We start from the raw sequence: 23,701 nt of genomic DNA on the forward strand, positions 1-23,701 counted from the left end.
AAACGTGGATAATCAAGCGATTAAAGGCAAAAGACGAGCACGAAAACTTGCTTTGCAAGCATTATATCAATGGTTAATGACAAATGATGAATCCTATGAAATTGAAGCCCAATTTCATGCTGTCAATGATATGACGAAAGTAGACCAAGACTATTTTCATCGTTTATTGCAAGGAGTCATCACTCATCGGCACGAGTTGGAAAATGCATTTATTCCATTTTTGGATAGACCTATTCAAAGTTTAAATCCCATTGAATTGACGGTGTTGCGGTTAAGTGGTTTTGAATTACTGCATTGTCCTGAAATTCCTTATCGTGTGGTGTTGGACGAAGCGGTTTCCTTGACCAAAGCATTTGGATCGCAGGATGGGTACCGTTATGTAAATGGTGTATTGAATAATTTGGCCAGACAGGTAAGGGCCGTTGAAATTCATAACGCTAATGAATGAATTTTCACTCATACAGCAGTTTTTCAAGTCACTCACGCATGATCGCGATGATGTCATTATAGGCATTGGTGACGATGCAGCCTGTCTGGTTGTACCGCCCGAGCATCATTTGTTAGTCAGTTGCGATACCTTGGTGGCCGACGTTCATTTTCTTTCCTCATGGGATCCTTATGACATTGCTTATAAGGCAGTCATGGTGAATGTCAGTGATTTGGCTGCCATGGCGGCAACTCCTGCCTGGATGACATTAGCGCTGACTTTGCCAGAATGCAATGAACTGTGGTTGCAGCGTTTTTCCCTAGGACTGCATGATGCTCTGCGATGTTTTAATATCGCATTGGTTGGCGGCGATACAACGCATGGTCCACTGAGCATGACCATAACGATTCATGGAGTGGCGCCTAAGGGAAAGGAAGTACGTCGTGGTGGGGCAAGTCCAGGAGATAAAATTTTTGTCAGTGGGCAATTGGGGGCTGCAGCCCAAGCCGTTTCTTTTCTGAACCGTACTGACATCGCTGACCATGATAAGATGGAATTAATGAAAAAATTGTTATATCCAAAACCTCGTATTGATTTGCAAGCTTGTCTGCAAACGTATGCAACAGCCGCTATTGATATTTCCGACGGTTTAAGCGCAGATTTAAATCATATTTGTGAGGCCAGCAACACTGGGGCGTGTTTAATATTGGATAATATTCCGATTCATCCGCTTGTGAAGAACTATCAAGCAGACCATGCTATTGATTTTGCCTTAAGTGGAGGGGATGACTATGAATTGTGTTTTACAGTTTCGCCTGTCCATGAGAAAGCCCTGCTCGAACATCTTAAGCAGCTTGGCTTAAACTGTTATTTTATTGGGGAGATGGAAAACCAACCTGGTTTGCGAGCGACGCTAAAACATGGTGAAATAATTTCATTAACTCCTAAAGGTTATAGTCATTTCTAATGCGCTTGACATTGGTTTGGCAAGGTAAGTAAGCGTGGTTGTTTAGAAAAGGGAAAATTTATATTTTATCCATATTTGGGTCTTAAAAATGCTTCATGGAATGATATTAAACGAAATTTTTTGCCACGGTGAGTGAATGAACGTCTTGCGCGTAAGCATTGTGTTGTTACTTACATGGTGTTTTGCGAGTGGAGCGATTGCCGAGTCTCAAGGTGGGTCTTTCAATATAGAGCACGCCAAGGAAACGTTGCATACACTCAATCAGCAATTGTCAGCTACTCGAATTGAATATAATGATCTATATACTGCTCTTGCAACCATTCATGAATTGCAGGAGCAAGCAAACGCGTGCCTCCTCACCAGCAAAGGGCAATTGGAAAAGCTGGATGCCTTATTAAAAGATACGACGATAGCCCCAACCTTGCTTCAAGAGGAACATGCTCATTATCAATACTTGCTTCATGAAAGACAAATGAACGCCAAACGTGTGGCCTTCTGCAGCTTCCTCAGTTTTCGTTTGCAAGAAATGCAGACGATGGCAGAGGCAAGAATGAAAAAAATCGATAATTATCTATTATTACAAAGAAGCTCCCCGATTTGGCAGCAAGTTCATCTTGAATCATTTTCGAATTTTTCTATTAATCTGAAAGTGCTATATTCCTATAGTGCGATTGGACAATTAAATGAAAGCCAGCGGATATTATTACTTATTTTAATGTCTGTAGCTTTTGTGGTCGGGATAATTTTCTACCACATTGGTGTCAGAGCACAAAAAAAATCTCATGATTATCCCATTTTGAAGGGTATAAAAAATTATTTGCCTGCTCTTTTTCCTCTGGGTTTATGCAGCATCTATCTACATTTAATGTTGCCCTTTGTATCACCTTTTCTTAAAAATATCTTTTTAAGCGATGTGCTATTTTTTTACTTTTGGTTCATTGCCTCATAAAGTTATACGTTGACTTTTTATTAAAAAATAAATTGTGGTTTAATAAAAATGTGATGCCGATATTATTACGGCGCTCTAAGATACTCATTCATTTAATTTTATTAGGCAGCTTAGGTATTTTTATATCGCATGGGCAGTCTATCCCAACACAACTGATGGAACTGTGCGCCACTTTATATATCACTATTCTTAGTTGTTCTTTCTTATGGCTCAGTTGGCTTATTTTTCAGCTGGATTATTTTAAACATCATGCTTCCTTTTTGCTGCCACGCCTTATTAAATTGATTTTGGTGATTGTCTTTTTTGTGCCTATTTTAATGGCCTGGTTTGGCTATCAAGATTTTGCATTATTTTTTATTCCTAATCTCATTGCTACCATTTGTTTATTGGCTTTGTTCTGGCGAGTGAGTGTTTGGCTTGGCTATCTTTATGCTGTCTTGAGTGATCTAAATCATCAGACAGCAAGCAAATTACGTGCCATGGTGGGGATTTCTCAGCATGAAACACTCATTGAATTGTTTGTGATCCGTTTAATCCTCAATTTAGGAGTATTGTTTTTAACGACGATCGGACTCTTGTTAATTTGGCGTGCTCCTCAGTACTACATAGACGCTTATTTTTCCATAATATATAAAGGGTTTAAGCTTTATGAGATTCCCATAACCCCTGTGAGAATATTAAGAGGGTGTTTTATTTTTTGCATCATCATGGTGATAGGGCGGGTAATAGCAACCCGTATCGCAGGTTTTGAGGCATTTAAGGATGAAAAAGATAGGCAAATAACCGTCTCTACCTTGATTACGTATATCGCTTTTTTAATTGCATTGTTCACAGGTCTCATGATTGCCGGCGTCAATTTCACCAGCTTTGCGCTGGTGGCAGGAGCTTTCTCTGTTGGTATTGGTTTTGGCTTGCAAAATATTGCCAATGATTTCGTGAGCGGTCTTATTTTGCTTATTAATAAGCCGGTAAAGCCAGGGGATCATATTGCTATTGGTGATGTGGAGGGGCACGTAAAAAAAATACGATTGCTATCAACGCAAATCGTTACCTTGGCGCATTCCGACGCCATGATTCCAAACTCGCATTTGATTGGCAAATCTGTCACCAATTATACATTTCATAACAACCGCTACGTCAAAACAAACATTCAAATCATGATTGAACATGGTGATGACATACAAAAAGCGAGACAAATCATTCTGGATGTTTTAGCTAAAAGCAAACAGGTGGTTCAAGATGCCAATAACCAACCGACGGTATTGTACGAATTGGTCTTTTCTTATGGGGTAGCTTATTCTTTTCTAGATATATGGTGTGTGATTAAAGACGTCAATAAGAAACATATGATTACCAGCGAGCTTACCATGGTTATCATTGATGCCCTTAAAGCGAATGATATACAAGTAAAATTAAATTGATTTACGGATTAGCAGAGTTAAGGGCTGTTTGATTTATTGTCGGCGGTTGTAGAAACAAAAATGCTTGGTCATGTTACAATATTAGTATTTTAAGCAGCCGTTCGGGAGCGATAATGAATGCAATTAAACTTTCAAATCGGGTATGGCAGGATCCGGTGTATTTTATTGCTTTTGGGTTTGGCAGTGGTCTTGCGCCGGTTGCTCCGGGAACCTGGGGAACCTTGGCTGCAATTCCTGTGTACTTATTGTTGACTGGCAGTTCATGGAGCATTTATTTGGGATGTGTCATAACCGCATTTCTGCTGGGTGTGTACGTTTCTGAAAAAGTGTCTAATGATCTGGGAGTGCATGATTATTCAGGAATTGTATGGGATGAGGTTGTGGGTTATTTGATCACCATGTTTCTTGCGCCTCCCGGAGTCATCTGGATGGTGATAGGTTTCTTACTGTTTCGTATATTTGATATCTGGAAACCCCAACCCATTCGATTGATTGATAAACACGTTCAAGGCGGCTTGGGAATTATGCTTGATGATGTATTGGCCGCCATTCCGGCTTGGGTTATTTTGCAATTACTTGCTTGGGGATTTGCGTGAACGACAGTCATAAAGAATTAATCAGTATGGGGTTAACGATAAGCATCGTAGCCTTGGCTTTAATGATTATTCATCGTTTCATCCCTTCCTTATTATGGGCTGGCATCATTGTTATTGCGACTTATCCTGTTTATCAACGTTGGTGTCGCCTTTTAGGTGAGCGCCATAATATAGCTGCATTCTTGTTTACGTGCATTCTTGCTTTATTATTAATTATTCCTGTCAGTTGGCTAATTACTTTGGCTGTGAAAGAAATACAACTGTTTTTTAATTATCTTCAAAAAATCAATCGTGAAGGTGGCCAGGCGCCAGCTTTTCTTAAAGATTTCCCGATCGTTGGCAATGAATTAGTAACTTATTGGAATGAAAATGTTGGTAGTCCAGGAAATGTTAAATATTTTCTTTCTAATTTGCATGTCTCATTAACGCCTGCCAGCTATTATATCAAACAGGTTGGTGTAAATATTGCGCATCGTGGTTTTCAATTAGGTTTTACGCTGCTTTGCCTGTTTTTCTTTTACCGTGACGGGCATAAGTTATTTCAACAAATTAATCATATTGGTGAATTGTGTCTGGGGAAACGGTGGTTTAGGTACATGGATAGACTTCCTTTGGCGTTGCGCGCCACCGTAAATGGAACCATTGTTGTAGGGATTGGGGTAGGAATTCTAATGGGTATTTGTTATGGACTGGTTGGTTTTCCAGGGCCTACTTTAACCGGTTTTATTACAGCTTTTGCGGCTATGATTCCGTTCGTGGTTCCTATTGTATTTACTGTTGTTGCGCTTATTTTGTTTGCTAATGGTAGTATGATAGCGGCCATTATTGTCATTGTTTGGGGAACTCTGGTGATGTTTGTCGCCGATCACTTTGTCAAACCGGTGTTAATTGGTGGAGCAATTCAACTTCCATTTCTAGCAGTATTGTTTGGTATCTTGGGAGGAGTGGAAACATTAGGGCTTCTTGGACTATTTGTAGGGCCCATTATTATGGTGCTTTTTATTACATTATGGTACGAATCACAAGGGGTCACACAAGCCAACGCCGCAAATGCATTTGTTAAACAAATTGATTAAATATAAATCACATTGAAAAAAATGTGATACCATGGCATAATGAAAAGTAAATAAAAAGACTTGAATTTAATAAATTCAGACCAATTTAATGGTGTATATAGCATTGTATCAAGGGGAAACAGGTGGATAAAGACTGGCCTACAAAAGATAAAGATATGCACATTGCGCAACTGATTATGGAAGAATATGCGAAGGAACAAGACAGTAATTCTTTGGGTTTATTCGAACTGGTAGTCAATCAGGATGAGAAGCGAATGAATTTTCGCCTCGCTAATTGGGTTCTTGCAATCGCTCAACAATTTAATTCAATGTATGGTGCAAATCGTGGTGACTATATTACAAGACAAGTCATCAGTCGTTGCATTACCCAAGGACAAACCATTCATTAAAGCAATCCCGGAATAATGAACAGGAATGTTTTGGTTTTATAGATTTCCAAAATAAGTCGTATAATTTGCATGAAATGTGGGGCTCTTTTGATATTGTAATAACGCTTGATTGATGGCTTGGACCAATGCCATATTATTAGGATTGACAGCAATTCCTAAGCCAAAGCCGTATTCTTTGGATTCTCCGACGGTTTTTAACAGACCTGCACTACGGATTTCCCAGTAAGTCGCTGTAGGAGTATCCAACAGTGCGAAATCAATTTTTTTCAAAGATAGTGCTTCAATCAAATCTTCTTCACGGGAAAATTCAACGATTTTTGGGTTTTTTATGCCCATGCGCTTAATGACGGCAGGAAATACTGTCCCAGTTTCCACTGCAATGCGTTTGCCTTCCACGACGGATAAATCAAAGGGTTTATTAAAGTAATCCTCGTTGGTCAGAAACTTAGCTTGACTTGGCAGATAGGGAAGAGAAAAGTTGACTATTTTGGCCCGTTCTGGGGTGATGGTAATGGCTCCTATCGCTACATCAGCCTTGTCAGCAACTAAGGTTGGCAATAATTGTTCAAACATCATGCTGTTAAATTGACAAGTTCGTTGCAGTCGTGAACATATTTCCTCCATCATAGTAATATCAAAGCCAAAGATTTGCTTATGACCTCCTTGCATGACATAAGGAGGAGCAAAATTAGTAACGGCCACACGTAAAGGCGGATTTTGGGCAAACGCCGATGAGCATAAAATAATAAGAAGAATAATCAGGCCGTAATAAATTCTTTTCATGACTCTTCCAGATGACAGATGAATTAAATATTGCTATTAACTTAACTTGATTTACTAGGAACATCCAGTAAAAATTTTTTGCCCATATAATTTGTATAGCACCATGTAATATATAAGTGCAAAGATTATTTTTATCTAGTCCTTTTTCTATTTAATTTTGACAGAAAAGGGAGTGGGGGTGATAAGAAAACAGAGGGGAATGACACAAGCATTCCATTGTATAATTATGTATGATTTTGCCCTGGTGCAAAAATGAATTTTATTGATTTTTAAACAATTATGCCAATGACTCTCAACGATTTACATCAAGCAGATGCTTTATTTGCCAAACATTTTGAATCATTGATTCATCCTCTATCGGTAGACGTACATCGATTGTTAGGTACCAGCGATTATGCTTGCCGGCAGTTGCTTCATTTAAAGGCTTTATTATCCGAAGATGATTGTCAAGACTTATTAACCAGAGAAGATTATCAGAAATTAATCGCTTTAATTGCAATCGATGTCCCCGTTCCATCTTTTGCACAATCATTGCGCCATTTTCGGCATCGCCACCTGTTAAGATTGTTATTACGTGAACTTGCGCAACTTGCAGATACTCAAGAAACCATGACAGCATGGTCTGATTGCGCAGATGCCATCATCCTTCATGCATTGACCTATTGTAAAGAACAACTGTCCAGACAGCATGGTATACCTCGTCATGCTTCGGGTGAGGCTGCACAACTTTATGTTATTGCCATGGGAAAACTGGGCGGGAAAGAACTTAATTATTCTTCTGATGTTGATTTAATTTTTGCATTTTCAGAAGCAGGTTTTACAGATGGTGAAAAGGTAATCAGTAATCAGGAATATTATAACAAAGTCATTCAGCAATTTATGCAATTATTGCAACAAGTGACGGTCGATGGTTTTGTTTTCCGTGTTGATTTACGTTTACGTCCTAATGGTGATAGTGGGCCACTGGTGAGTAATTTGGCGGCCATGGAAACTTATTATCAAGAGCAGGGTCGTGATTGGGAGCGTTATGCTATGGTTAAGGCCAGACTCATCGAATCGTCACTAGAGACAAAACAAGATTGGTTTAATCGGTTAATTATCCCCTTTGTTTATCGCCGATATGTAGATTTTAGCGTCATTGAATCGTTACGCAGCATGAAAGCAATGATTGAACGTGAAATCCAATTAGATCCCATGCTCGATGATATTAAAAGAGGTCGAGGCGGCATTCGTGAAATTGAATTTATTATTCAGTGCTTTCAGTTAATTCGTGGGGGGCGATTGCCCCAGTTACGGCAGCAAAATGCAATAGCCGCATTGATTGCATTAAAACAGCAAGGGCTTTTATCGCATACATCTGCCTTGCAGCAAGCTTACCTGTTTTTACGTAAACTGGAAAATGTCTTGCAAGCCCATAACGATCGTCAAACGCATACGTTGCCTGCCAATGAGCCAATCCGTGCGCAAGTTGTGCTGGCAATGGGTTTTGATGATTGGGCTGGATTAATAGAGCGTTTAGAGAAATATCGCAGAATCATTAGTCATGCGTTTCATGCTGTTCTCGGTAAGGCAGATATTTACGAAGATGAAAAAAGTTGTTGGCTAACCAATTGGCCAGTATTTGGCAAGGGCATGTGGAAACGACCATGGCTGTTAATTTATTGGCAAGTCTTGGATTTCAGGAAGCTGACCGCTGCTATCAGATGTTGCATGCATTTCGTCATGCCCCCCGTTGTCGTCGCTTATCACAAGCAGCCCGATTACGTCTTGACCGCTTTATGGTGCTTTTACTGCACAAGTTAAGACAAGTAAAAAATACGGATGCTGTGTTGCTCCAAGTTTTGCATTTATTGGAAAAAATTGTTGGACGCAGTGCATATTTGGCCTTATTGACAGAAAATCCAACCGTACTTGAAGAATTACTGCATTGGTTTGCTCATAGCCCTTTTATTACGTCTCTTTTAGTCAATCAACCTTTTTTGCTGGAAGTGTTGGTTGATCAGGAGCAAACTTGGCGGCCTCTGTCTAGGCCTCAGTTGTATCAATTATTACAGGGGCGTTTAATTCATTGCAGTGATGAAGAATCACAAAATGATGTGTTTCGGCAATTTAAACTTACCTGTTGGCTATTGGCAGCACGGGCGGAATTGTATGGCCAATGCGATGCATTACGTATCGGTCGATTTCTGGCAGATGTAGCCGAGGTTATCATTACAGAAGTCGTCATTAAAGCTTGTCAGCAATTAAGTGCACGCAGTCCTGAGATAATGCGCATTAAATCTCGTTTCGCCATTATTGCTTATGGCAAATTAGGGGCGCGTGAAATGAATTATGATTCCGATGTTGATCTGGTTTTTTTACATGAAACTCGGCCTGAGGAAGAAGGACTGGTTACACGCCTGACACAGAAAATCCTGCACATGTTGACCATGCGTTCTCAAGCAGGTGTACTGTATTCTGTTGACACGCGCTTGCGGCCTTCAGGATCGGCTGGTTTATTAGTCAGTCATATAGATGCATTTATTGAATACCAGCGTGCTCATGCTTGGGTGTGGGAGCATCAGGCTTTATTGCGTGCCCGTCCTTTATTTGCAAGCAAAAAAATAGCAACGATGTTTAATCATTTAAAAACGGACGTTTTGTTTTTGCCAAGAGATCGGGTTTCTTTGGCAAAGGAAGTAAAAAACATGCGTGCAAAGATTAATAAATATACCGAGAGTGATGCAGTCAAACATGTGGCAGGCGGTTTAATGGATTTGGAGTTTTTAGCGCAGTTTCTAGTGCTTGCTAATCCGGCAAAAAGTTTGGCAAGAAGTACTAATACACTCGCTCAATTGCATGGGTTATTTAGTCAACAAGTATTGACCAAAATTCAATTTCAGCAATTAAGCCAAGCCTATCGACATTACCATCAAGTCATGCATCAATACTTACTGCAGTCAAAATCCATCATGATGGATGAGCATCAGGCTCACGTATTGGCTATCAGCCAGGAACTTTATTCAACAAAATCCGCGTACAAATCGTAGTCGTCACTACCGGTGATTTTTACATTGGCGAAAGTCCCTGCTTTAACCTCTGTTCGGTAGGGTAAGAAAACTGCACCATCGATTTCCGGGGCATCACTCGCACTGCGAGCTATGATTTGTTTTTCATTCAAGCTGTCAATGAGCACGGTTTGCTTTGAGCCAACCTTGGCTTGTAATTTTTTGCGGCTAATCGCGGCTTGGACTTGCATAAAACGATGATAACGCTCTTCTTTAATTTCATCCGCTACTGGATTAGCGAGATCATTTGCTTTCGCGCCAGCGACAGGGGAATATTGAAAGCAGCCTACGCGGTCCAATTTAGCTGCCTGTAAAAATTCAAGCAGTTCTTCAAATTCATCTTCCGTTTCGCCAGGAAAGCCAACAATAAAGGTTGAACGAATGGTAATGTCAGGACAAATATCACGCCACTGAGCAATGCGCATTAAGGTATTTTCGCTGCTTGCCGGTCGTTTCATTGCTTTTAATACTCGTGCACTGGCGTGTTGTAAAGGAATATCCAGATAAGGCAAGAGTAAACCATGTTTCATCAGTGGAATAATTTCATCCACATGAGGATAAGGGTAAACGTAATGCAATCTTACCCATAGGCCTAATTCTCCCAATTGCTCGCATAAATCATAGAAGCGGGTTTTAATGGTTTTTCCCTGCCATTCAATGGGTTTATAATGAGTATCAACCCCGTAGGCGCTGGTGTCTTGGGAAATGACCAATAATTCTTTGACGCCTGCTTCTTTTAACCGCGTTGCTTCTGAAAGCACATTGGCTAAAGGGTAGCTTTGCAGTTTACCGCGCATGGTTGGGATAATGCAAAACGTGCATTTTTGATTGCAGCCTTCTGATATTTTTAAATAAGCATAATGACGAGGAGTTAGTTTAATGCCTTGTGGTGGAATCAGCTGGGTGAATGGATCAGTCGGTGGTGGAAGATGACGGTGCACAGCACGTACCACTTCTTCATAAGCATGAGCACCACTGATATGGAGTACATCTGGGCAGACTTCACGGATTTTTTCTGCTTTTGCCCCGAGGCAGCCGGTGACGATAACCCGACCATTTTCAGCCATTGCTTCTTGAATGGTGTCTAGTGATTCTTGAATGGCTGCATCAATAAATCCACAGGTGTTAATAACAACGACCCCTGCGTCTTGGTAGCTGGAAACCAGGTCATAGCCCTGTGCTCGCAATTGAGTGATGATGCGCTCTGAATCCACCAATGCTTTAGGACAGCCCAGACTAACAAAACCGACTTTATGATTCATTTGCATACGCTTATGTAAAAAAAGTGTGCGAATTATAACGGGTTATACAAAGTAATGTCCAATATTTAGCCTTAACTTGCTAAAGACATGGCCTTCGTTAATGTCTCATAAAAATGATCCGAAGATATTTCTCCAATTGTGCGAAGTTTATTTAATTCATTGCCTTTTGCATTGAAAAATAGAAAAGTCGGTGGTGCAACAACATCGAACAGACGTTGTAATTCTTTGCTGTCAGCATTGTTGGCGGTAAGATCTATTCTTAATACAACAAAATTTTTCAATGCTGCCTGTACTTGCGGGTCTTGTAACGTGGTTGCCTCGATTATTTTACAAGCAGTACACCACTCTGCATAAAAATCAAGAATCACGGGCTTACCTTTTGCGTTAGCTAGGGCGGCTTTTACTTGTTTCACGGTTTTAATGGTTTTACTGTAAGGTTGATTGAGGAAATCATTTGGATGATCCGTACGGGATGCCAATGGTTGCAAAGGGTTGGTATTGCCTTGACTTGCGCCAATTAAAATCAAAACACCATACACAAGAAGAATGATTCCCAAGCTTTGACAAAGTTTTTCCATAGGAGTGGCTGAGCGGGTTAATGCCCCTAGAAAAATACCTAAAAATACCAATAAACTTCCCCACAAGGCCATAATCAAGGATGCTGGCAATATCCGATCCAGCAGGTAAATGGCCATAGCAATAAGTAATATTCCAAAAAAAGATTTAACGGTATTCATCCAATGGCCGGCTTTAGGTAATAATTTACCGGCGGATGCCCCAAGCAGTAATAATGGGATTCCCATACCAAATCCCAATGAAAATAAAGCAATACTGCCAAAAATAATATTGCCTGCCTGGGCAATATAGCCTAAAGCACCAATCAAGGGCGCGGTGACGCAGGGTGAAAGAATTAATGTGGATAAACTTCCCATGAGAGCGGCGCCCAAGTAATGTCCGCCCTCATGACTACGTGTGACGCTTGCTAATTTATTTTGCCAGGAGAGCGGCAATCGCAACTCGTAAAAATTAAACATGGATAATGCTAATAGAACAAAAATAAGACTAAATAAGCCAATTGCCCAGGGAGATTGCATGATGATTTGCAGATTGCTTCCCATTAAGGCAATAACGGCGCCAACCACTGCGTACGTTATTGACATGCTTAATACATAACTTAATGATAAGAAAAAGGCTTTACGAGTCGACAGATTCTTGCCATGGCCAACAATAATGCCGGAAAGCACGGGAACCATCGGAAGAACACAGGGAGTAAAAGAAAGCAATAAGCCAAATCCCAAGAAGCCAAGAATAATCAATGCCAGATTGTCTGTAGACAATACTTTTTCAATATCATCGCCTGGTTTATCATCGATTGTAACCGTTGGGGCAACTTCTTCTACAGTGACCTGAACTAATGCCAGATTTGTATCAATCGTTAATTTGATTTGTTTTAATTGAGGCGGATAGCAGAAACCATCATTAGCACAGCCTTGATATTGTACATCAAGTAATGCTTCACCTGCTTGTTCATTAAGTATGGCAACCGGCAAAATCAATTTATTGCGATATACTTCATAGGTACGCCCTTGCCGGTCGGTTTTCTTTAACGTTTGAGGAAAACGAATAGGACCTAAATGAAAATTTGCATTGGATTGCGGTATTAATTTGATGCGATCTTTATATAAAAAAAATCCTGGACTAATATCCCATGTAAGAAGCAAAGTGTTAGGATCCAATGGTTTGGCGCTGATTTGAAAGACTTCCTCAGCTGGTGGCGGGCTGGCAAAGCCTAGGGCAGCTGTGAAAAATAATATTAAAAATAAAGCATATTGTTTCATTGTTATCATATTTAAGGGGATGTCCTACTAAGTATTGTAAAGCATCTTGAGTCTGAGTCAAAAATTGACCAAATGTTTTATTTCGACGAAATGCTTATCTCTTTGAGCCAATTTAAAATGATGGGCAATATGATTTAACTGTTGGGCATTTATAGCAAAATTTTTTAAAGAGACTGCTGTTTAGGATCTTAAATAAAAAAAATCAATTTTTTTTAATTCGCCCCTTGAAAGTCAATAAATAGACCCCATATGGCAATCATCAGCGTTGGGATGCCCCTGGCGCTAACAAATCAGAGCGTTACTCTGAAAAATAAATCAAAAGGTAATAATCAAAACCAGGAGAAAACAAATATGAAGATTCGTCCTTTACACGATCGTGTTGTTGTTCGCCGTCTGGAAGAAGAACATAAAACAGCAGGTGGTATTGTAATACCTGACAGTGCTAAAGAAAAACCAATGCAAGGCGAAGTCATTGCAATTGGTGCAGGCAAAGTATTGGAAAACGGTGATGTCCGTGCCTTGGCTGTCAAAACAGGTGATGTTGTACTGTTTGGCAAGTATTCTGGTACGGAAGTTAAGATTAATGGGCAAGAACTCGTTGTGATGCGTGAAGATGACATCATGGGTGTTGTTGAGAAGTAATTTTATCGACTAAGGAGATAACAATGGCTAAAGATTTACGTTTTGGTGACGAAGCGCGTCAACAAATGCTCGCTGGTGTGAATGCATTGGCAAATGCAGTACAAGTAACCATGGGCCCACGTGGTCGTAATGTGGTTCTTGAAAAATCCTATGGTGCTCCCACAGTAACCAAAGATGGCGTATCTGTTGCAAAAGAAATTGAATTTGAAGATCGCTTTAAAAATATGGGCGCTCAAATGGTACGTGAAGTGGCTTCTAAGACATCAGATGCTGCTGGTGATGGTACAACCACTGCTACCGTATTAGCTCGCGCGATTCTGGTTGAAGGCCATAAAGCCGTTGCTGCTGGCATGAACCCAATGGATCTGAAGCGCGGTATTGATAAAGCTGTTCTGGCAATTACCAAAGAATTGCATTCTATGTCTAAACCTTGCAAAGACAGCAAAGCAATCGCTCAAGTAGGAACTATTTCTGCCAACTCTGATGAAGCGATTGGTTCAATTATTGCTGAAGCTATGGAAAAAGTAGGTAAAGAAGGCGTTATTACCGTTGAAGATGGCAATAGTCTGGAAAATGAATTGGCTGTTGTTGAAGGTATGCAATTTGATCGTGGCTACATTTCTCCGTACTTTGTCAACAATCAACAAAACATGTCTACAGAACTTGAAAGCCCATTCATTCTGTTAGTTGACAAGAAAATAACCAATATTCGTGACATGCTGTCTGTATTGGAAGGCGTTGCAAAATCTGGCCGTCCATTGTTGATCGTTGCTGAAGACGTTGAGGGTGAAGCATTGGCAACGTTGGTTGTTAACAACATGCGTGGTATTGTTAAAGTTTGCGCAGTTAAAGCGCCAGGATTTGGCGATCGCCGTAAAGCCATGTTGCAAGACATTGCTATTTTAACCAATGGTCAAGTTATTTCTGAAGAAATTGGCAAGAGTCTGGAAAGCGCTTCATTAGAAGATCTTGGTTCAGCAAAACGTGTTGTAGTGACCAAAGAAAACACCACCATTATTGATGGTGAAGGCAAAGCGAAAGACATTAACGATCGCATTAGCCAAATCCGTGCTCAAATGGAAGAAACATCTTCTGATTACGATCGCGAAAAACTGCAAGAGCGTGTTGCTAAATTGGCTGGTGGTGTTGCAGTTATCAAAGTCGGTGCAGCGACCGAAGTTGAAATGAAAGAGAAAAAAGCTCGCGTAGAAGATGCTCTGCATGCAACACGTGCCGCTGTTGAAGAAGGCATCGTTGCTGGTGGTGGTGTAGCTCTGATTCGTGCTCAAAAAGCGTTGCATAGCCTGAAAGGTGATAACCATGATCAAACCATGGGTATTGACATTCTTCGCCGTGCTATCGAGTCTCCATTACGTCAAATCGTAACCAATGCTGGTTATGAAGCATCCGTCATTGTCAACAAAATTGCTGAAAATAAAGGCAACTTTGGTTTTAATGCAGCAACAGGTGAATACGGTGATATGGTTGAGCTTGGTATTCTTGACCCAACCAAAGTAACTCGTACTGCGTTGCAAAATGCAGCTTCTGTAGCAAGTCTAATGCTGACCACAGAGTGCATGGTTGCTGATCTGCCAAAGAAAGAAGAAGCTGGTGCCGGTGATATGGGCGGCATGGGCGGTATGGGTGGAATGGGCGGCATGATGTAATCTTGCTATTCGTCGTACCCTTCAAAAAACCCGCTTTATGGCGGGTTTTTTGTTTTTGACAGAAATATAAATCATGCGCACTTGCTGTCGGGAAGTTTTTATTAGGCAAGAGTGGCAATAAAATTCTTTTCTCTTTCCCACTGCTGTAGAGGGGATAAAGCGGGGTTTGCCATGGCTTGCACCGGTAAATAAAATGTTTGTTCAAGAAGATATTGCCCACTTAATGCGGCATGAGAAACCTGGTCAGTAAAGACAAGCCATGTGCTGTATGGAGGAAAATCCACACGATGTTTATGAACCGTTTGCTGGTAGGCATCATCCAGTTTCATGCGGTCATGAAGATGAAGCATGTAATGGTCATAAGGAGAACGTAAGGTTTTGGTTGCTTTAATGAGTTTCAACAATTTAGCACGAGCGGTATTAAAAGCAGGAATTTTAGGTGAAAACCTTGCAAGAACTTGGGAAAAAGCTTCGCCCAAATGCCAAACACGAGGTTCGCCGTAAGGATTTATATTGCAAAATACTCGTAAGATTCGCAAACCATTCACTGGTGTTGATGGAAAAGAATCAACATGAAGGCGAGTATCATCTTTACGTTTTGAACTGTGACGACCATTTATTTCAGCCGGTCGATAACTTGTCCTGCCCCAGCGAAGATCTTTATGGTATTGCGGTAATAGTTCATCAACGAGTTGCCTGGCGTAGTCCGCAAAGCGATGCATAAACTGCTGCATAAGCAATGCTGATGATGGATTGGTGCTAGCAAGACCACCAAGACGTTGTTGCATATAATCATAACTGATGTTTTTATGCTTGTGATCAAGCATGGATTCAGACAGGATGAATTGCTCGTTTTATTTGGGATAAAAGAATAAAGAGGAAAAAAATCACTTGGCCAGACTCTAATGCAGCCAAGGCTTGTTGTTTATGTTTTTCCTGCAGGTCATGGAAATGCTCTATTTCCAAAGTATACAATCGTTCATCCATTGTGGTCTCTTATTGCAAAAACCAGGTCATTTTAACAAAAAAATGAGATGATTTAAAAATAACAATTTAAGTGTGCTTTAACTGGCATGCAACCATTTCAATTATTTCCATTTTGAACTATTCTTAGGCTCGCATCATGAATAAGAAGGAGTTTACAATGAGTGAGTTAGTCAATAAATTATCTATTCTTTTGGCAGATACGTATGCTTTGTACTTAAAAACCCAGAATTACCACTGGCATGTGAAAGGGCCACAATTTAAGTCATTGCATGAGTTATTTGAGGCACAATACCGTGAACTTGCGGAAGCCGTGGATCAAGTAGCAGAACGAATTTTAATTAAAGGACATAAAGCGCCAGCGACTTTTAAGGAATTTGAACATTTAAAAACCATTAAAGATGGTGATTCTGATGTAAATTCGAATGACATGGTGACTGAATTGGCCAATGATCATGGAACGCTGGTGAAAGATTTGAACGTTGCCATGGCTATGGCACAAAAAATGAATGACGAAGGGACTGCTAATTTGTTGGCAAATCGAATTGAACAGCATGAAAAAGCCCGCTGGATGTTGGGTGCTTCGCGAATAAATGCTTAAGATCCTCGTATGAAAAAATGTTTGGAAAAAACGAGGTAGAACCGGAGATATAAACGTACAAGGGGTATTGTATGGCGAATAAGCCTAACGTTGTTAAAGTGGTCGCAATCATTGTGATTGTTCTGTTGGCTGCAATTATATTGCATCACATGTTTGGTGGACGACGACCAGTCATTGTTCCCGTTCAGCCGCTGGAACCTGAACCGGAGACGCACGTTCAATTACCGTCGGTCACAGAGGGCACCCAACCTGCCAATACCACCAATACTGGCGCTGGGCAAACGCAAGGTGGTCGCCAGCGATGAACGGCATTTTATTTGATGCATAACGTATGATTATCATAAAAGGTGACGTTTGGCGGGTTTTTGTAATCAATGCGTAGTGCATAGTCATCTAGCAAGGAAGTGCCAATGATCATTTGCGGGATGGTGTTGGCACTGCTGTAGCGATGATGATTCCGTTTGGCGGTAGGATGGTTTGGCACAAGTCCTGCCATAAAAACCAGGCGAACGTAACCTTCATCACAACCGGCTTGATTAATGTAGGTTGTCGGTGGCAGCGTCAAATAATAAATGCTTTTTTTGTCAATTGATTGAAAACCAATTTTTACGGTTGGAAATGATTTAAAATCAATATCTTTTTGTAAAATGCAATAGTTATTAGACCAGAATTTTGCATTCAATTTTTTATTTTTATTTCCGGCGTGTGCATAAATATAGTCAAACAATGGTTTATATAAATTTTGCGTCAGCAAAATAAATCCACCAGTCCCGGTATCCAGAATGGCTCCACTAAGCTTGTTATCAGGTGTTGCAATGGGTTTCTTATCATGCGTAAAAAAGCCAGCGGTATTGATTTCATAAAATTTACTGGGAAGAAGTTGGCTTTGAAAAGAGGATGTTGGCAATTTCATGGGCCCCAGATGATAATAACTTTTACCCTGATTAGCGCACAAGACAAAAGTCAATTCCGAATATTTATTGAAATTATCCGTTAGTTTTACAAGGAATGGAGTAAATTTAATCATTGATTCCCGCAAATCATGGTGAATCATCCCAATGATGCTGGATGGCTGATTGCTGTCTTTAAGGACAAAAATTTCCATAGCGAGTTGTTTATCCTCGCTGTATTGTATTGGCGCAATGTAGATGGTGGCGGTATCTTTTGCTGAGCCGTAATTTAAAAATAAGGTTTTATTGGTATTATAAATATCCATTTTTTCAGGATTAATTGCACCCTTCGTCAGTGCTTTTTTGCAACTGGGACAATAGGATTCATCTGCCGTAAACACCACGTTTGAGCTGCCTGTGTCCACAATGGCTTCGACTGTTTGCTGGTTTTTTTGCCAACCTCAACGGTCGCGGTATAAATGCCATATTGCGGATAATAATGCAGCGGGATGGTAATGCCGGAAATGTTTTTTGCGAAAACTAAAGGCATGAGACTGAAGAATAAGAATAATCCCCGAATAAAACCAAACGTCATGTTATCTCCTTATAATAGCCAACCAGAGCTGGCTTATCATTGGTGTAGTTTTTGTGCTTCCTTATACCATGAGGCTGATTTTATGTTTTTCTTGGAAAGTTGAGGAGCCAGCATGGTAAACATTTTTTCTGCCTGTTCAATGGCTTCATTTTGTATATTGTAAGAACAGCCCGTGATTTCGAAGTAAGTCATTTCAAGTTTTACAATATGCTTTAAGTGATTAATATATTGTTCGGCAATTTTGGCAATGAATGGATTTGTTGTATTGACGTTGACTATCGTGCTTTTGCTTAAGACATTATCAATCATATTCATCGTCGTAATAGCCAAGCGTTGTTGATAATGTTTTGGCGTTTCAAGCTCCTCAGGCAAGGTGCCTCTTACCATCAACATGGCTTTGGGAATATTGTCTTTATAACTAAAGAAATATTTTTGACCGGAAGGTGAGTTAACATGTAACTCTGCTTCGGTAATAAACGTTTCAATTTCTTTTTCAGTTAATTTTTTTGAGGAAAATTAATGGTGACTAAGACTTTTTTATTGGCATTCTGAACTGTTTTTTTCTGCTCGAGGTAGTGACGAGCTTGGTCATTATTGAGTAAGGCATAGATTGTCATTGCAGAGGGAGGATTGGCAAATGTTTCCTCAAGCACGTGGTTTGCAGTATGCAATAACTTATTTCTCGATGTGTCTGCAAGACAGGAGTCTGATGCTAACTTGTCCAGTCGTTCAGCTTTTTTTATTTTAATGTAAATGGATTGCAAGCGGTGGAAATAGGTTTCCCACCGCATAACTAAGTCAGCAAATTCCCGCTGATTTGCAGAAGAAATCGCCTCCATCATAGCCCATTGTCGTTTTAATAGGTTTATTTGATGATCGTATTTTCTAATCTTATGTGCCAGCTCATGTTGAGACAGTGCGTTTGACCGTTCCAGCAGTTTCGCTCCCTTTGCAAGCGGTTCTTTAAATTGGGCTAAAATCATTTGGGCGGCTTCCTGATTTAGGTTAATTTCAGCAAGCGGGGTTAATGGTGTTTTAAACATGTGGATTTGCAAGTCAGTCAATACTTCATGCAGATTAATGCATAATTTGCGCTCAACATCTGTGATCAAGTCATGAATGGTTTGTCCTGCGGTATTTTGGTATAAGTTTAAATGCTCTAAAATGTTCGATTGACGGAGTTCTGGCAACTTTTCCCTTATAAAATCCAGAAAATGTTGATAACAATGGCATTCAGCTTGTAGATTTTCTTGTGCAAAAATGCGTTGCTGCTCTCTGCGAATCAGTTCAAACATACCCATATGAACCAAATGTTGGCATTGGCTTTGCGTTGCTTCATGTTCGGTGCATTCGTAAGTAATAATGGCTTGTTCCAGCATGTCTTCAAGGTGGTCAACAGACAGTGCGGCTAATTGCTGTTCTTGTGTGGGCTTATCGACTTTAGTCAGAATGGCGATACACACATTTGTTGTTAATACTTTAAGATAATCAGGGGCATCGGCCAGTACGTCAACAAGCTGTGAGACATTCTGAAAATGCCTGGCAAATTCAGAGATGAATGAGTAGTCAGGTATGGATTTTTGAGTTAAATCCAGGCTGTTTGCATGGGCTTCGGCTTCAATGTCAATCATATGCATTAATAGAGACACAAGTATTTTATTTTGTTTTGTTTTGTTTAAAAGTATTTGTTTATCTGTCGGTATACCGCCATCGTGCGCGTCTGACGAATTTGAAAGTTTTGTTGTAAGATGTTTATATCGCTGTTCTAATTCATGATAAGCATGAATAAGCAAGGCATTGTGGATGGTAGCAGCATATGGAGATAAAGTATCAAATGACTTGATGTCGGCAATAAATTTCTTATAGTATGTCATTTGTTTTTCTTTTCTCCCTATGAAAGAAATCCCCTCTGGTTTAATAAATAATAGATTAAATTGGCAATAAATGAGTAAAAATTACGCATGGGTACAACAGTTGCTTTTTCCTCTTAGTTTGTTTTTAAGTGCCAGTTTACTCTTTGTCATTCAACCCATGGTGGCCAAGGTATTGCTACCGTATTATGGTGGGACGCCGGCTGTCTGGACCGTATGCATGCTCTTTTTTCAGGCTCTCTTATTATTTGCCTATGCCTATGCTTGGTTTTTAAGCCAGTTAAAAAACACTACAATATGGCGGTTTATCCATTTAACCGTTTGTTTATTAAGTTTTTATTTTCTACCATTACATCTTTCATCCCCTTCTGCAGAAGGCAGTCCGGAAATCACTATTTTAAAAACATTGCTGTTACAGCTTAGTTTACCTCTTTTGGTGATAGGGGCATCAGCGCCGTTATTGCAATACGCATTTAGCCAGACGAACAATAAAACGAGAAAGGACCCTTATTATTTATATGCAGCCAGTAATGCAGGAAGCTTACTGGCATTGCTAAGTTATCCATGGCTCATTGAACGTTTTTCAAAAGTCAGCGAGCAATTCCACGGCTGGAATATTTTTTATTTGGTTTATCTTTGTTTGGTAGCAGGGCTATTATTAGTCCCTAATTATCAGTCTATGACGCAGGTTACGGAAGCACCGCCTAAACTGGTTTGGAAACAAATGGCGCACTGGGTTTTTTAAGTTTTGTGCCATGCAGCTTAATGTTAGGGGTGACTTTTTATATTACCAAAGACGTGGCGGCTACTCCTTTATTTTGGGTATTGCCGCTGGCGCTTTATTTACTCTCATTTGTAGTAACATTCGCGAGAAAACCATGGATTTCCTACGATTGGACCGCTAAGCACATTTTATATTTTTTAGTATTTCCTGTTCTTGGTTTTATTATAGGCGTGCAAGAAATCTCTGTAGAACAGCTTATCCTTGCCCATTTGCTCGGTTTTTTCATGTTGGCGTTGTTTTGTCATGGGCAGTTGGCGCATGTACGGCCGCCTGTCTTGCAATTGACTACCTTTTATTTTTGTTTGGCTTTAGGTGGTGTATTGGCTGGCTTGTTCAATGGGTTATTGGCGCCGAAATTATTTGCGGATGCGTATGAATATCCCTTAGTAATGCTATTGGCGTTGCTGTGCATTCCAATAAGCGTGCAAAAACGTGGCTGGCCAATTGCCACGATGGTTTTTCTGATGTTACTGATTCAGTATTGGCTGCCTGAAACAGGGTTATTTCGATGGATAAAAATACATCATATCCTTGAAATTTTAGCATTAATTATTCTTTTGCTTTGGCATAAAAGTAAACTTGATCTTTTCATTAGCATGCTGATTTTATTTGCATTTATTTTTATTCCACAGTTTAAGTCTTCTACCATTCTTAGCCAACAACGTAATTTTTATGGAATAAAACAAGTATTTTCGCAGGCTGGCGCTACAGTATTAATGAGCCAAAGCACTATTCATGGTTTTCAGTTTCGCGATGAGCAGTCAAATGCCGGTACAAGAGCATACTATGGTGCAATATTCCCTGTAGTCCAACAGATGCAGGCTGCGTCTTCGTCATTGAATACGATGATTATTGGTTTAGGGACGGGCATCATGGCTTGCCAATTTCGTAAGCAAGATAAAGTGACCATGGTTGAAATTGATGAACAAGTCATTAATATTGCCCAAAACCCTCATTTTTTTACTTATTTGCGCGATTGTTTGCCTCAGATATCATTGATGCAGACAGACGGCCGTTTAGCAGTGGCGCAAGCAAAAGATGAAACATATGACTTGCTGGTCATGGATGCCTTTAATTCAGATTCTATACCAGCGCATTTATTGACAAGTGAAGCGTTTAACCTGTATCAGAAGAAAATCAAGAAAAATGGTGTGATTCTGGTTAACATCAGCAATCGTCATTTGGATGTATTGCCTGTTTTAACGGCAGCCGGACGCCAAATAGATATGGTGGTGCTTCACAAACATCAGTCGGGAGTGGGGCGATTAGGGCAATTGTCTTCTGACTGGGTGTTGCTTACTCAAAATGAAGCTTTAGCCAAACAAGTCATGCTGCATGATAATTGGCGTTTTGTAGCAGACACTAAGAGCGTGCTATGGACTGACGATTACACCAATATTGTGCCATTATTAAAATTCAGATGGTAAATCCCCATTGCTGCTCCCTCATAAGTCTATATAATAAACAAATTGACCAAATAATTTATAAAATGTTAATATTGCATTAATGTTTTTCATTTATAATGTGGCTTATTTAAGCTAGGGTATGCAATCGACTATGTCATCCATTATCGATACCTTGCAATGTTTTATTGAAAGTCTGCAAAAAAGGATACGTCTCTCCTTCATAATCGCATGAATTTTTATGACAGGAACATGGTTGTGTTTAATGATGACTTTCATAAGACGGCTATTAATAAAAATAAAGACATCCAAGTGTGTGTTCAACAATTATTAATGGCTTTGGACATTCCATCGTCCAAATGGGGACGATACCTTAATGCACCGTTGACTGTTTATGATTTTTTGCAAGAGTTGCAAGAATTAACTCGTCATGAACATGAAGAGATTAATGAATTTATAAAATTAATTACAGAAAAAGGTAGAAATAAAAAGAGAAAAATTCTCATCGGCGGTTCCCTTTTGCTTTTTGCCCTTTCATTTTTACCGCCGTTTCTGGTTACTGGTGGATTAACGGCCTTGCAAAGCCTTTTAGCAGCCAGTTTGTTTTTTCCGGTGATTGGCTTAATTTATACCGTTGGTATTGGAATATACAGCTTTTATCAGAGTTTTTCTGAACCGAATGTTTCATTGTCACATCGATTTCGTGAAAATTTTTCTCTACTTGCTTCTTCAGCATTAAATCTAGCTGCTTATGGCGTGTTAATTGCTGCAGCCACCACCATGAATCCGATAGCGGCTGCATTATTTGTAGCCGCGTCACTGGTTTCTGTATTCAATGAAGTATTTCACTTGGTGCTAATCTGGAATGAAAATCGCAAGAGTGGTCCTATTACCGAGCAGGATTCCCTTGAGGTTCGCCAGGAAAAAACCCGGATTGCCAATGAATATGCAAGATGCAGAAATAATGTAGTCATTGCATTGGGGGCTTCTATCGTTCTTGCCGGGATTATAACCGTGTGGAGTTTTGTGCCGGGTGGTATTTTTGTAAGCATCGGCATTCTAGCAGCCATTGCGGTTGTGTACGGCCTGAAAAAATTATGTTCTTTTTATAATGATAAGAGAATGAAAGCACACTTAGTTCAGGAGTTTGAAGCTCTAGAATATGCGGAGGAAGAAAAAGCTAGGCTGCGGGCTGAAATACTCCCTGAAATGGAAGTGTCTCCAACTGAAACAGCCAGTATACATTCGGAGGTATTCAGCTCAACTTTTTCTCAAACAAGAATCATGAAGTCTGGTTTTGCCAGTCGCGATGGTTTATTTTCTTCCCCCAGCAGGCGAATAAGTCTCACGGATGGGCAAGAATTACAGCCTATACTGGGGAGCGCTGCTGTGCAAGCTGCGGAAAGCGATGGCCATGAGGTAAGACTGGATAGTTTGCCTGTGCGAGGCTTTATGTCTTCTTAGAACCTGTCTTCAGAATCTAGCCATGTAGGGCTAAAAGCCTCAATA

At 40.1% G+C, this 23,701-nt stretch carries 23 protein-coding genes and 1 pseudogene; 15 read left to right on the top strand and 9 right to left on the bottom strand.

Annotation, left to right across the window (positions count from 1 at the left end):
- Positions 1-4: 4 nt before the first annotated feature.
- The 7 genes from nusB (at position 5) to LOA_RS04590 (ending at position 5,825) form a co-directional block, all read left to right on the top strand.
- Positions 5-448: a transcription antitermination factor NusB gene (gene nusB / locus LOA_RS04560; protein ID WP_025385328.1), complete on the top strand. Its 444-nt coding sequence runs from the start codon at positions 5-7 to the stop codon at positions 446-448.
- On the top strand, positions 441-1,394 hold the full coding sequence (gene thiL, locus LOA_RS04565) for a thiamine-phosphate kinase (protein ID WP_025385329.1): 954 nt from the start codon (positions 441-443) through the stop codon (positions 1,392-1,394). The genes nusB and thiL overlap by 8 nt, the downstream gene beginning before the upstream one ends.
- Positions 1,395-1,530: 136 nt before the next feature.
- Positions 1,531-2,343, top strand: a complete 813-nt coding sequence (locus LOA_RS04570; protein WP_025385330.1) for a hypothetical protein — start codon at positions 1,531-1,533, stop codon at positions 2,341-2,343.
- Between the two features lie 53 nt (positions 2,344-2,396).
- Positions 2,397-3,764, top strand: coding sequence for a mechanosensitive ion channel family protein (locus tag LOA_RS04575; RefSeq protein WP_148294865.1), 1,368 nt, complete (start codon positions 2,397-2,399; stop codon positions 3,762-3,764).
- A gap of 113 nt (positions 3,765-3,877) precedes the next feature.
- On the top strand, positions 3,878-4,360 hold the full coding sequence (locus tag LOA_RS04580; protein ID WP_025385332.1) for a phosphatidylglycerophosphatase A family protein: 483 nt from the start codon (positions 3,878-3,880) through the stop codon (positions 4,358-4,360).
- The gene (locus tag LOA_RS04585; RefSeq protein ID WP_025385333.1) at positions 4,357-5,436 is read left to right on the top strand and encodes an AI-2E family transporter; all 1,080 of its coding nucleotides are present in this window, start codon (positions 4,357-4,359) and stop codon (positions 5,434-5,436) included. The genes LOA_RS04580 and LOA_RS04585 overlap by 4 nt, the downstream gene beginning before the upstream one ends.
- A 122-nt stretch (positions 5,437-5,558) precedes the next feature.
- Positions 5,559-5,825, top strand: a complete 267-nt coding sequence (locus LOA_RS04590; RefSeq protein WP_025385334.1) for a hypothetical protein — start codon at positions 5,559-5,561, stop codon at positions 5,823-5,825.
- 36 nt (positions 5,826-5,861) lie between these two features.
- Here LOA_RS04590 and LOA_RS04595 read toward each other — a convergent pair whose 3' ends face one another.
- Positions 5,862-6,608 carry a transporter substrate-binding domain-containing protein gene (locus LOA_RS04595; RefSeq protein WP_025385335.1) on the bottom strand — a complete coding sequence of 249 codons (747 nt, stop codon included), beginning with the start codon at positions 6,606-6,608 and terminating at the stop codon, positions 5,862-5,864.
- A gap of 279 nt (positions 6,609-6,887) precedes the next feature.
- Here LOA_RS04595 and glnE point away from each other — a divergent pair.
- Positions 6,888-9,637: pseudogene (glnE, locus tag LOA_RS04600) on the top strand (bifunctional [glutamate--ammonia ligase]-adenylyl-L-tyrosine phosphorylase/[glutamate--ammonia-ligase] adenylyltransferase).
- Here glnE and rimO read toward each other — a convergent pair.
- Together rimO and dsbD are read right to left on the bottom strand one after the other, a co-directional pair.
- Positions 9,607-10,917 (bottom strand): 30S ribosomal protein S12 methylthiotransferase RimO, encoded by a 1,311-nt coding sequence (rimO, locus tag LOA_RS04605; protein WP_025385336.1) that lies wholly within the window; start codon positions 10,915-10,917, stop codon positions 9,607-9,609. The pseudogene glnE and the gene rimO sit on opposite strands and share 31 nt — an antisense overlap.
- Before the next feature lie 71 nt (positions 10,918-10,988).
- Positions 10,989-12,755: a protein-disulfide reductase DsbD gene (gene dsbD, locus LOA_RS04610; RefSeq protein WP_025385337.1), complete on the bottom strand. Its 1,767-nt coding sequence runs from the start codon at positions 12,753-12,755 to the stop codon at positions 10,989-10,991.
- Between the two features lie 351 nt (positions 12,756-13,106).
- Here dsbD and groES point away from each other — a divergent pair, with 351 nt between their 5' ends.
- Positions 13,107-13,397, top strand: a complete 291-nt coding sequence (groES, locus tag LOA_RS04615) for a co-chaperone GroES (RefSeq protein ID WP_025385338.1) — start codon at positions 13,107-13,109, stop codon at positions 13,395-13,397.
- Between the two features lie 23 nt (positions 13,398-13,420).
- Positions 13,421-15,064 (top strand): chaperonin GroEL, encoded by a 1,644-nt coding sequence (gene groL, locus LOA_RS04620; protein ID WP_025385339.1) that lies wholly within the window; start codon positions 13,421-13,423, stop codon positions 15,062-15,064.
- A 101-nt stretch (positions 15,065-15,165) separates the two neighbouring features.
- Here groL and LOA_RS04625 read toward each other — a convergent pair whose 3' ends face one another.
- Both LOA_RS04625 and LOA_RS15185 read right to left on the bottom strand, forming a co-directional pair.
- Positions 15,166-15,891: a Kdo hydroxylase KdoO gene (locus tag LOA_RS04625; protein ID WP_238551324.1), complete on the bottom strand. Its 726-nt coding sequence runs from the start codon at positions 15,889-15,891 to the stop codon at positions 15,166-15,168.
- A gap of 4 nt (positions 15,892-15,895) precedes the next feature.
- Positions 15,896-16,051, bottom strand: coding sequence for a hypothetical protein (locus LOA_RS15185; RefSeq protein WP_238551325.1), 156 nt, complete (start codon positions 16,049-16,051; stop codon positions 15,896-15,898).
- A gap of 157 nt (positions 16,052-16,208) precedes the next feature.
- Between LOA_RS15185 and LOA_RS04630 the strand changes: the two genes are divergently transcribed.
- On the top strand, positions 16,209-16,649 hold the full coding sequence (locus LOA_RS04630) for a Dps family protein (RefSeq protein ID WP_025385340.1): 441 nt from the start codon (positions 16,209-16,211) through the stop codon (positions 16,647-16,649).
- Between the two features lie 71 nt (positions 16,650-16,720).
- A complete protein-coding gene (locus LOA_RS04635) occupies positions 16,721-16,954 on the top strand; it encodes a hypothetical protein (RefSeq protein WP_025385341.1) in 234 nt (77 codons plus the stop codon).
- Positions 16,955-16,962: 8 nt separating this feature from the next.
- Here the strand turns inward: LOA_RS04635 and LOA_RS04640 are convergent, their stop codons facing one another.
- The 4 genes from LOA_RS04640 to LOA_RS04655 all read right to left on the bottom strand — a co-directional run bounded on the left by LOA_RS04640 (position 16,963) and on the right by LOA_RS04655 (position 20,008).
- A complete protein-coding gene (locus tag LOA_RS04640; protein ID WP_158423018.1) occupies positions 16,963-17,943 on the bottom strand; it encodes a pepsin/retropepsin-like aspartic protease family protein in 981 nt (326 codons plus the stop codon).
- Complete coding sequence (locus LOA_RS04645; RefSeq protein ID WP_025385343.1) at positions 17,892-18,134, bottom strand: hypothetical protein; 243 nt, start codon at positions 18,132-18,134, stop codon at positions 17,892-17,894. The genes LOA_RS04640 and LOA_RS04645 overlap by 52 nt, the downstream gene beginning before the upstream one ends.
- A gap of 36 nt (positions 18,135-18,170) precedes the next feature.
- Positions 18,171-18,506, bottom strand: a complete 336-nt coding sequence (locus LOA_RS04650; protein WP_238551326.1) for a hypothetical protein — start codon at positions 18,504-18,506, stop codon at positions 18,171-18,173.
- A gap of 125 nt (positions 18,507-18,631) precedes the next feature.
- Positions 18,632-20,008, bottom strand: a complete 1,377-nt coding sequence (locus tag LOA_RS04655) for a hypothetical protein (protein WP_025385345.1) — start codon at positions 20,006-20,008, stop codon at positions 18,632-18,634.
- Between the two features lie 70 nt (positions 20,009-20,078).
- Between LOA_RS04655 and LOA_RS15190 the strand changes: the two genes are divergently transcribed.
- From LOA_RS15190 to LOA_RS04665, 3 genes are all read left to right on the top strand, one after another.
- Entirely contained in the window at positions 20,079-20,750 is a 672-nt protein-coding gene (locus tag LOA_RS15190) for a hypothetical protein (RefSeq protein ID WP_238551327.1), read from the top strand.
- A 20-nt stretch (positions 20,751-20,770) separates the two neighbouring features.
- The gene (locus LOA_RS04660; RefSeq protein ID WP_238551328.1) at positions 20,771-22,216 is read left to right on the top strand and encodes a spermidine synthase; all 1,446 of its coding nucleotides are present in this window, start codon (positions 20,771-20,773) and stop codon (positions 22,214-22,216) included.
- Between the two features lie 234 nt (positions 22,217-22,450).
- Positions 22,451-23,656 carry a hypothetical protein gene (locus LOA_RS04665; protein ID WP_148294867.1) on the top strand — a complete coding sequence of 402 codons (1,206 nt, stop codon included), beginning with the start codon at positions 22,451-22,453 and terminating at the stop codon, positions 23,654-23,656.
- Positions 23,657-23,701 lie beyond the last annotated feature (45 nt).

This window comes from Legionella oakridgensis ATCC 33761 = DSM 21215, from assembly GCF_000512355.1.
Taxonomy (GTDB): domain Bacteria; phylum Pseudomonadota; class Gammaproteobacteria; order Legionellales; family Legionellaceae; genus Legionella_A; species Legionella_A oakridgensis.

What these genes read in the sequence shown, in the direction of transcription:
- LOA_RS04575 (WP_148294865.1), top strand. Translation starts at nt 2,397, where the DNA reads ATGCCGATATTATTACGGCGCTCTAAGATACTCATTCATTTAATTTTA.
- LOA_RS04570 (WP_025385330.1), top strand. Translation starts at nt 1,531, where the DNA reads ATGAACGTCTTGCGCGTAAGCATTGTGTTGTTACTTACATGGTGTTTT.
- groL (WP_025385339.1), top strand. Translation starts at nt 13,421, where the DNA reads ATGGCTAAAGATTTACGTTTTGGTGACGAAGCGCGTCAACAAATGCTC.
- rimO (WP_025385336.1), bottom strand. Translation starts at nt 10,917, where the DNA reads ATGAATCATAAAGTCGGTTTTGTTAGTCTGGGCTGTCCTAAAGCATTG.
- LOA_RS15190 (WP_238551327.1), top strand. Translation starts at nt 20,079, where the DNA reads ATGAGTAAAAATTACGCATGGGTACAACAGTTGCTTTTTCCTCTTAGT.
- thiL (WP_025385329.1), top strand. Translation starts at nt 441, where the DNA reads ATGAATGAATTTTCACTCATACAGCAGTTTTTCAAGTCACTCACGCAT.
- LOA_RS04635 (WP_025385341.1), top strand. Translation starts at nt 16,721, where the DNA reads ATGGCGAATAAGCCTAACGTTGTTAAAGTGGTCGCAATCATTGTGATT.
- dsbD (WP_025385337.1), bottom strand. Translation starts at nt 12,755, where the DNA reads ATGAAACAATATGCTTTATTTTTAATATTATTTTTCACAGCTGCCCTA.
- groES (WP_025385338.1), top strand. Translation starts at nt 13,107, where the DNA reads ATGAAGATTCGTCCTTTACACGATCGTGTTGTTGTTCGCCGTCTGGAA.
- LOA_RS04580 (WP_025385332.1), top strand. Translation starts at nt 3,878, where the DNA reads ATGAATGCAATTAAACTTTCAAATCGGGTATGGCAGGATCCGGTGTAT.
- LOA_RS15185 (WP_238551325.1), bottom strand. Translation starts at nt 16,051, where the DNA reads ATGGATGAACGATTGTATACTTTGGAAATAGAGCATTTCCATGACCTG.
- LOA_RS04660 (WP_238551328.1), top strand. Translation starts at nt 20,771, where the DNA reads ATGTTAGGGGTGACTTTTTATATTACCAAAGACGTGGCGGCTACTCCT.
- LOA_RS04630 (WP_025385340.1), top strand. Translation starts at nt 16,209, where the DNA reads ATGAGTGAGTTAGTCAATAAATTATCTATTCTTTTGGCAGATACGTAT.
- LOA_RS04595 (WP_025385335.1), bottom strand. Translation starts at nt 6,608, where the DNA reads ATGAAAAGAATTTATTACGGCCTGATTATTCTTCTTATTATTTTATGC.
- LOA_RS04645 (WP_025385343.1), bottom strand. Translation starts at nt 18,134, where the DNA reads ATGACGTTTGGTTTTATTCGGGGATTATTCTTATTCTTCAGTCTCATG.
- LOA_RS04655 (WP_025385345.1), bottom strand. Translation starts at nt 20,008, where the DNA reads ATGACATACTATAAGAAATTTATTGCCGACATCAAGTCATTTGATACT.
- LOA_RS04625 (WP_238551324.1), bottom strand. Translation starts at nt 15,891, where the DNA reads ATGCTTGATCACAAGCATAAAAACATCAGTTATGATTATATGCAACAA.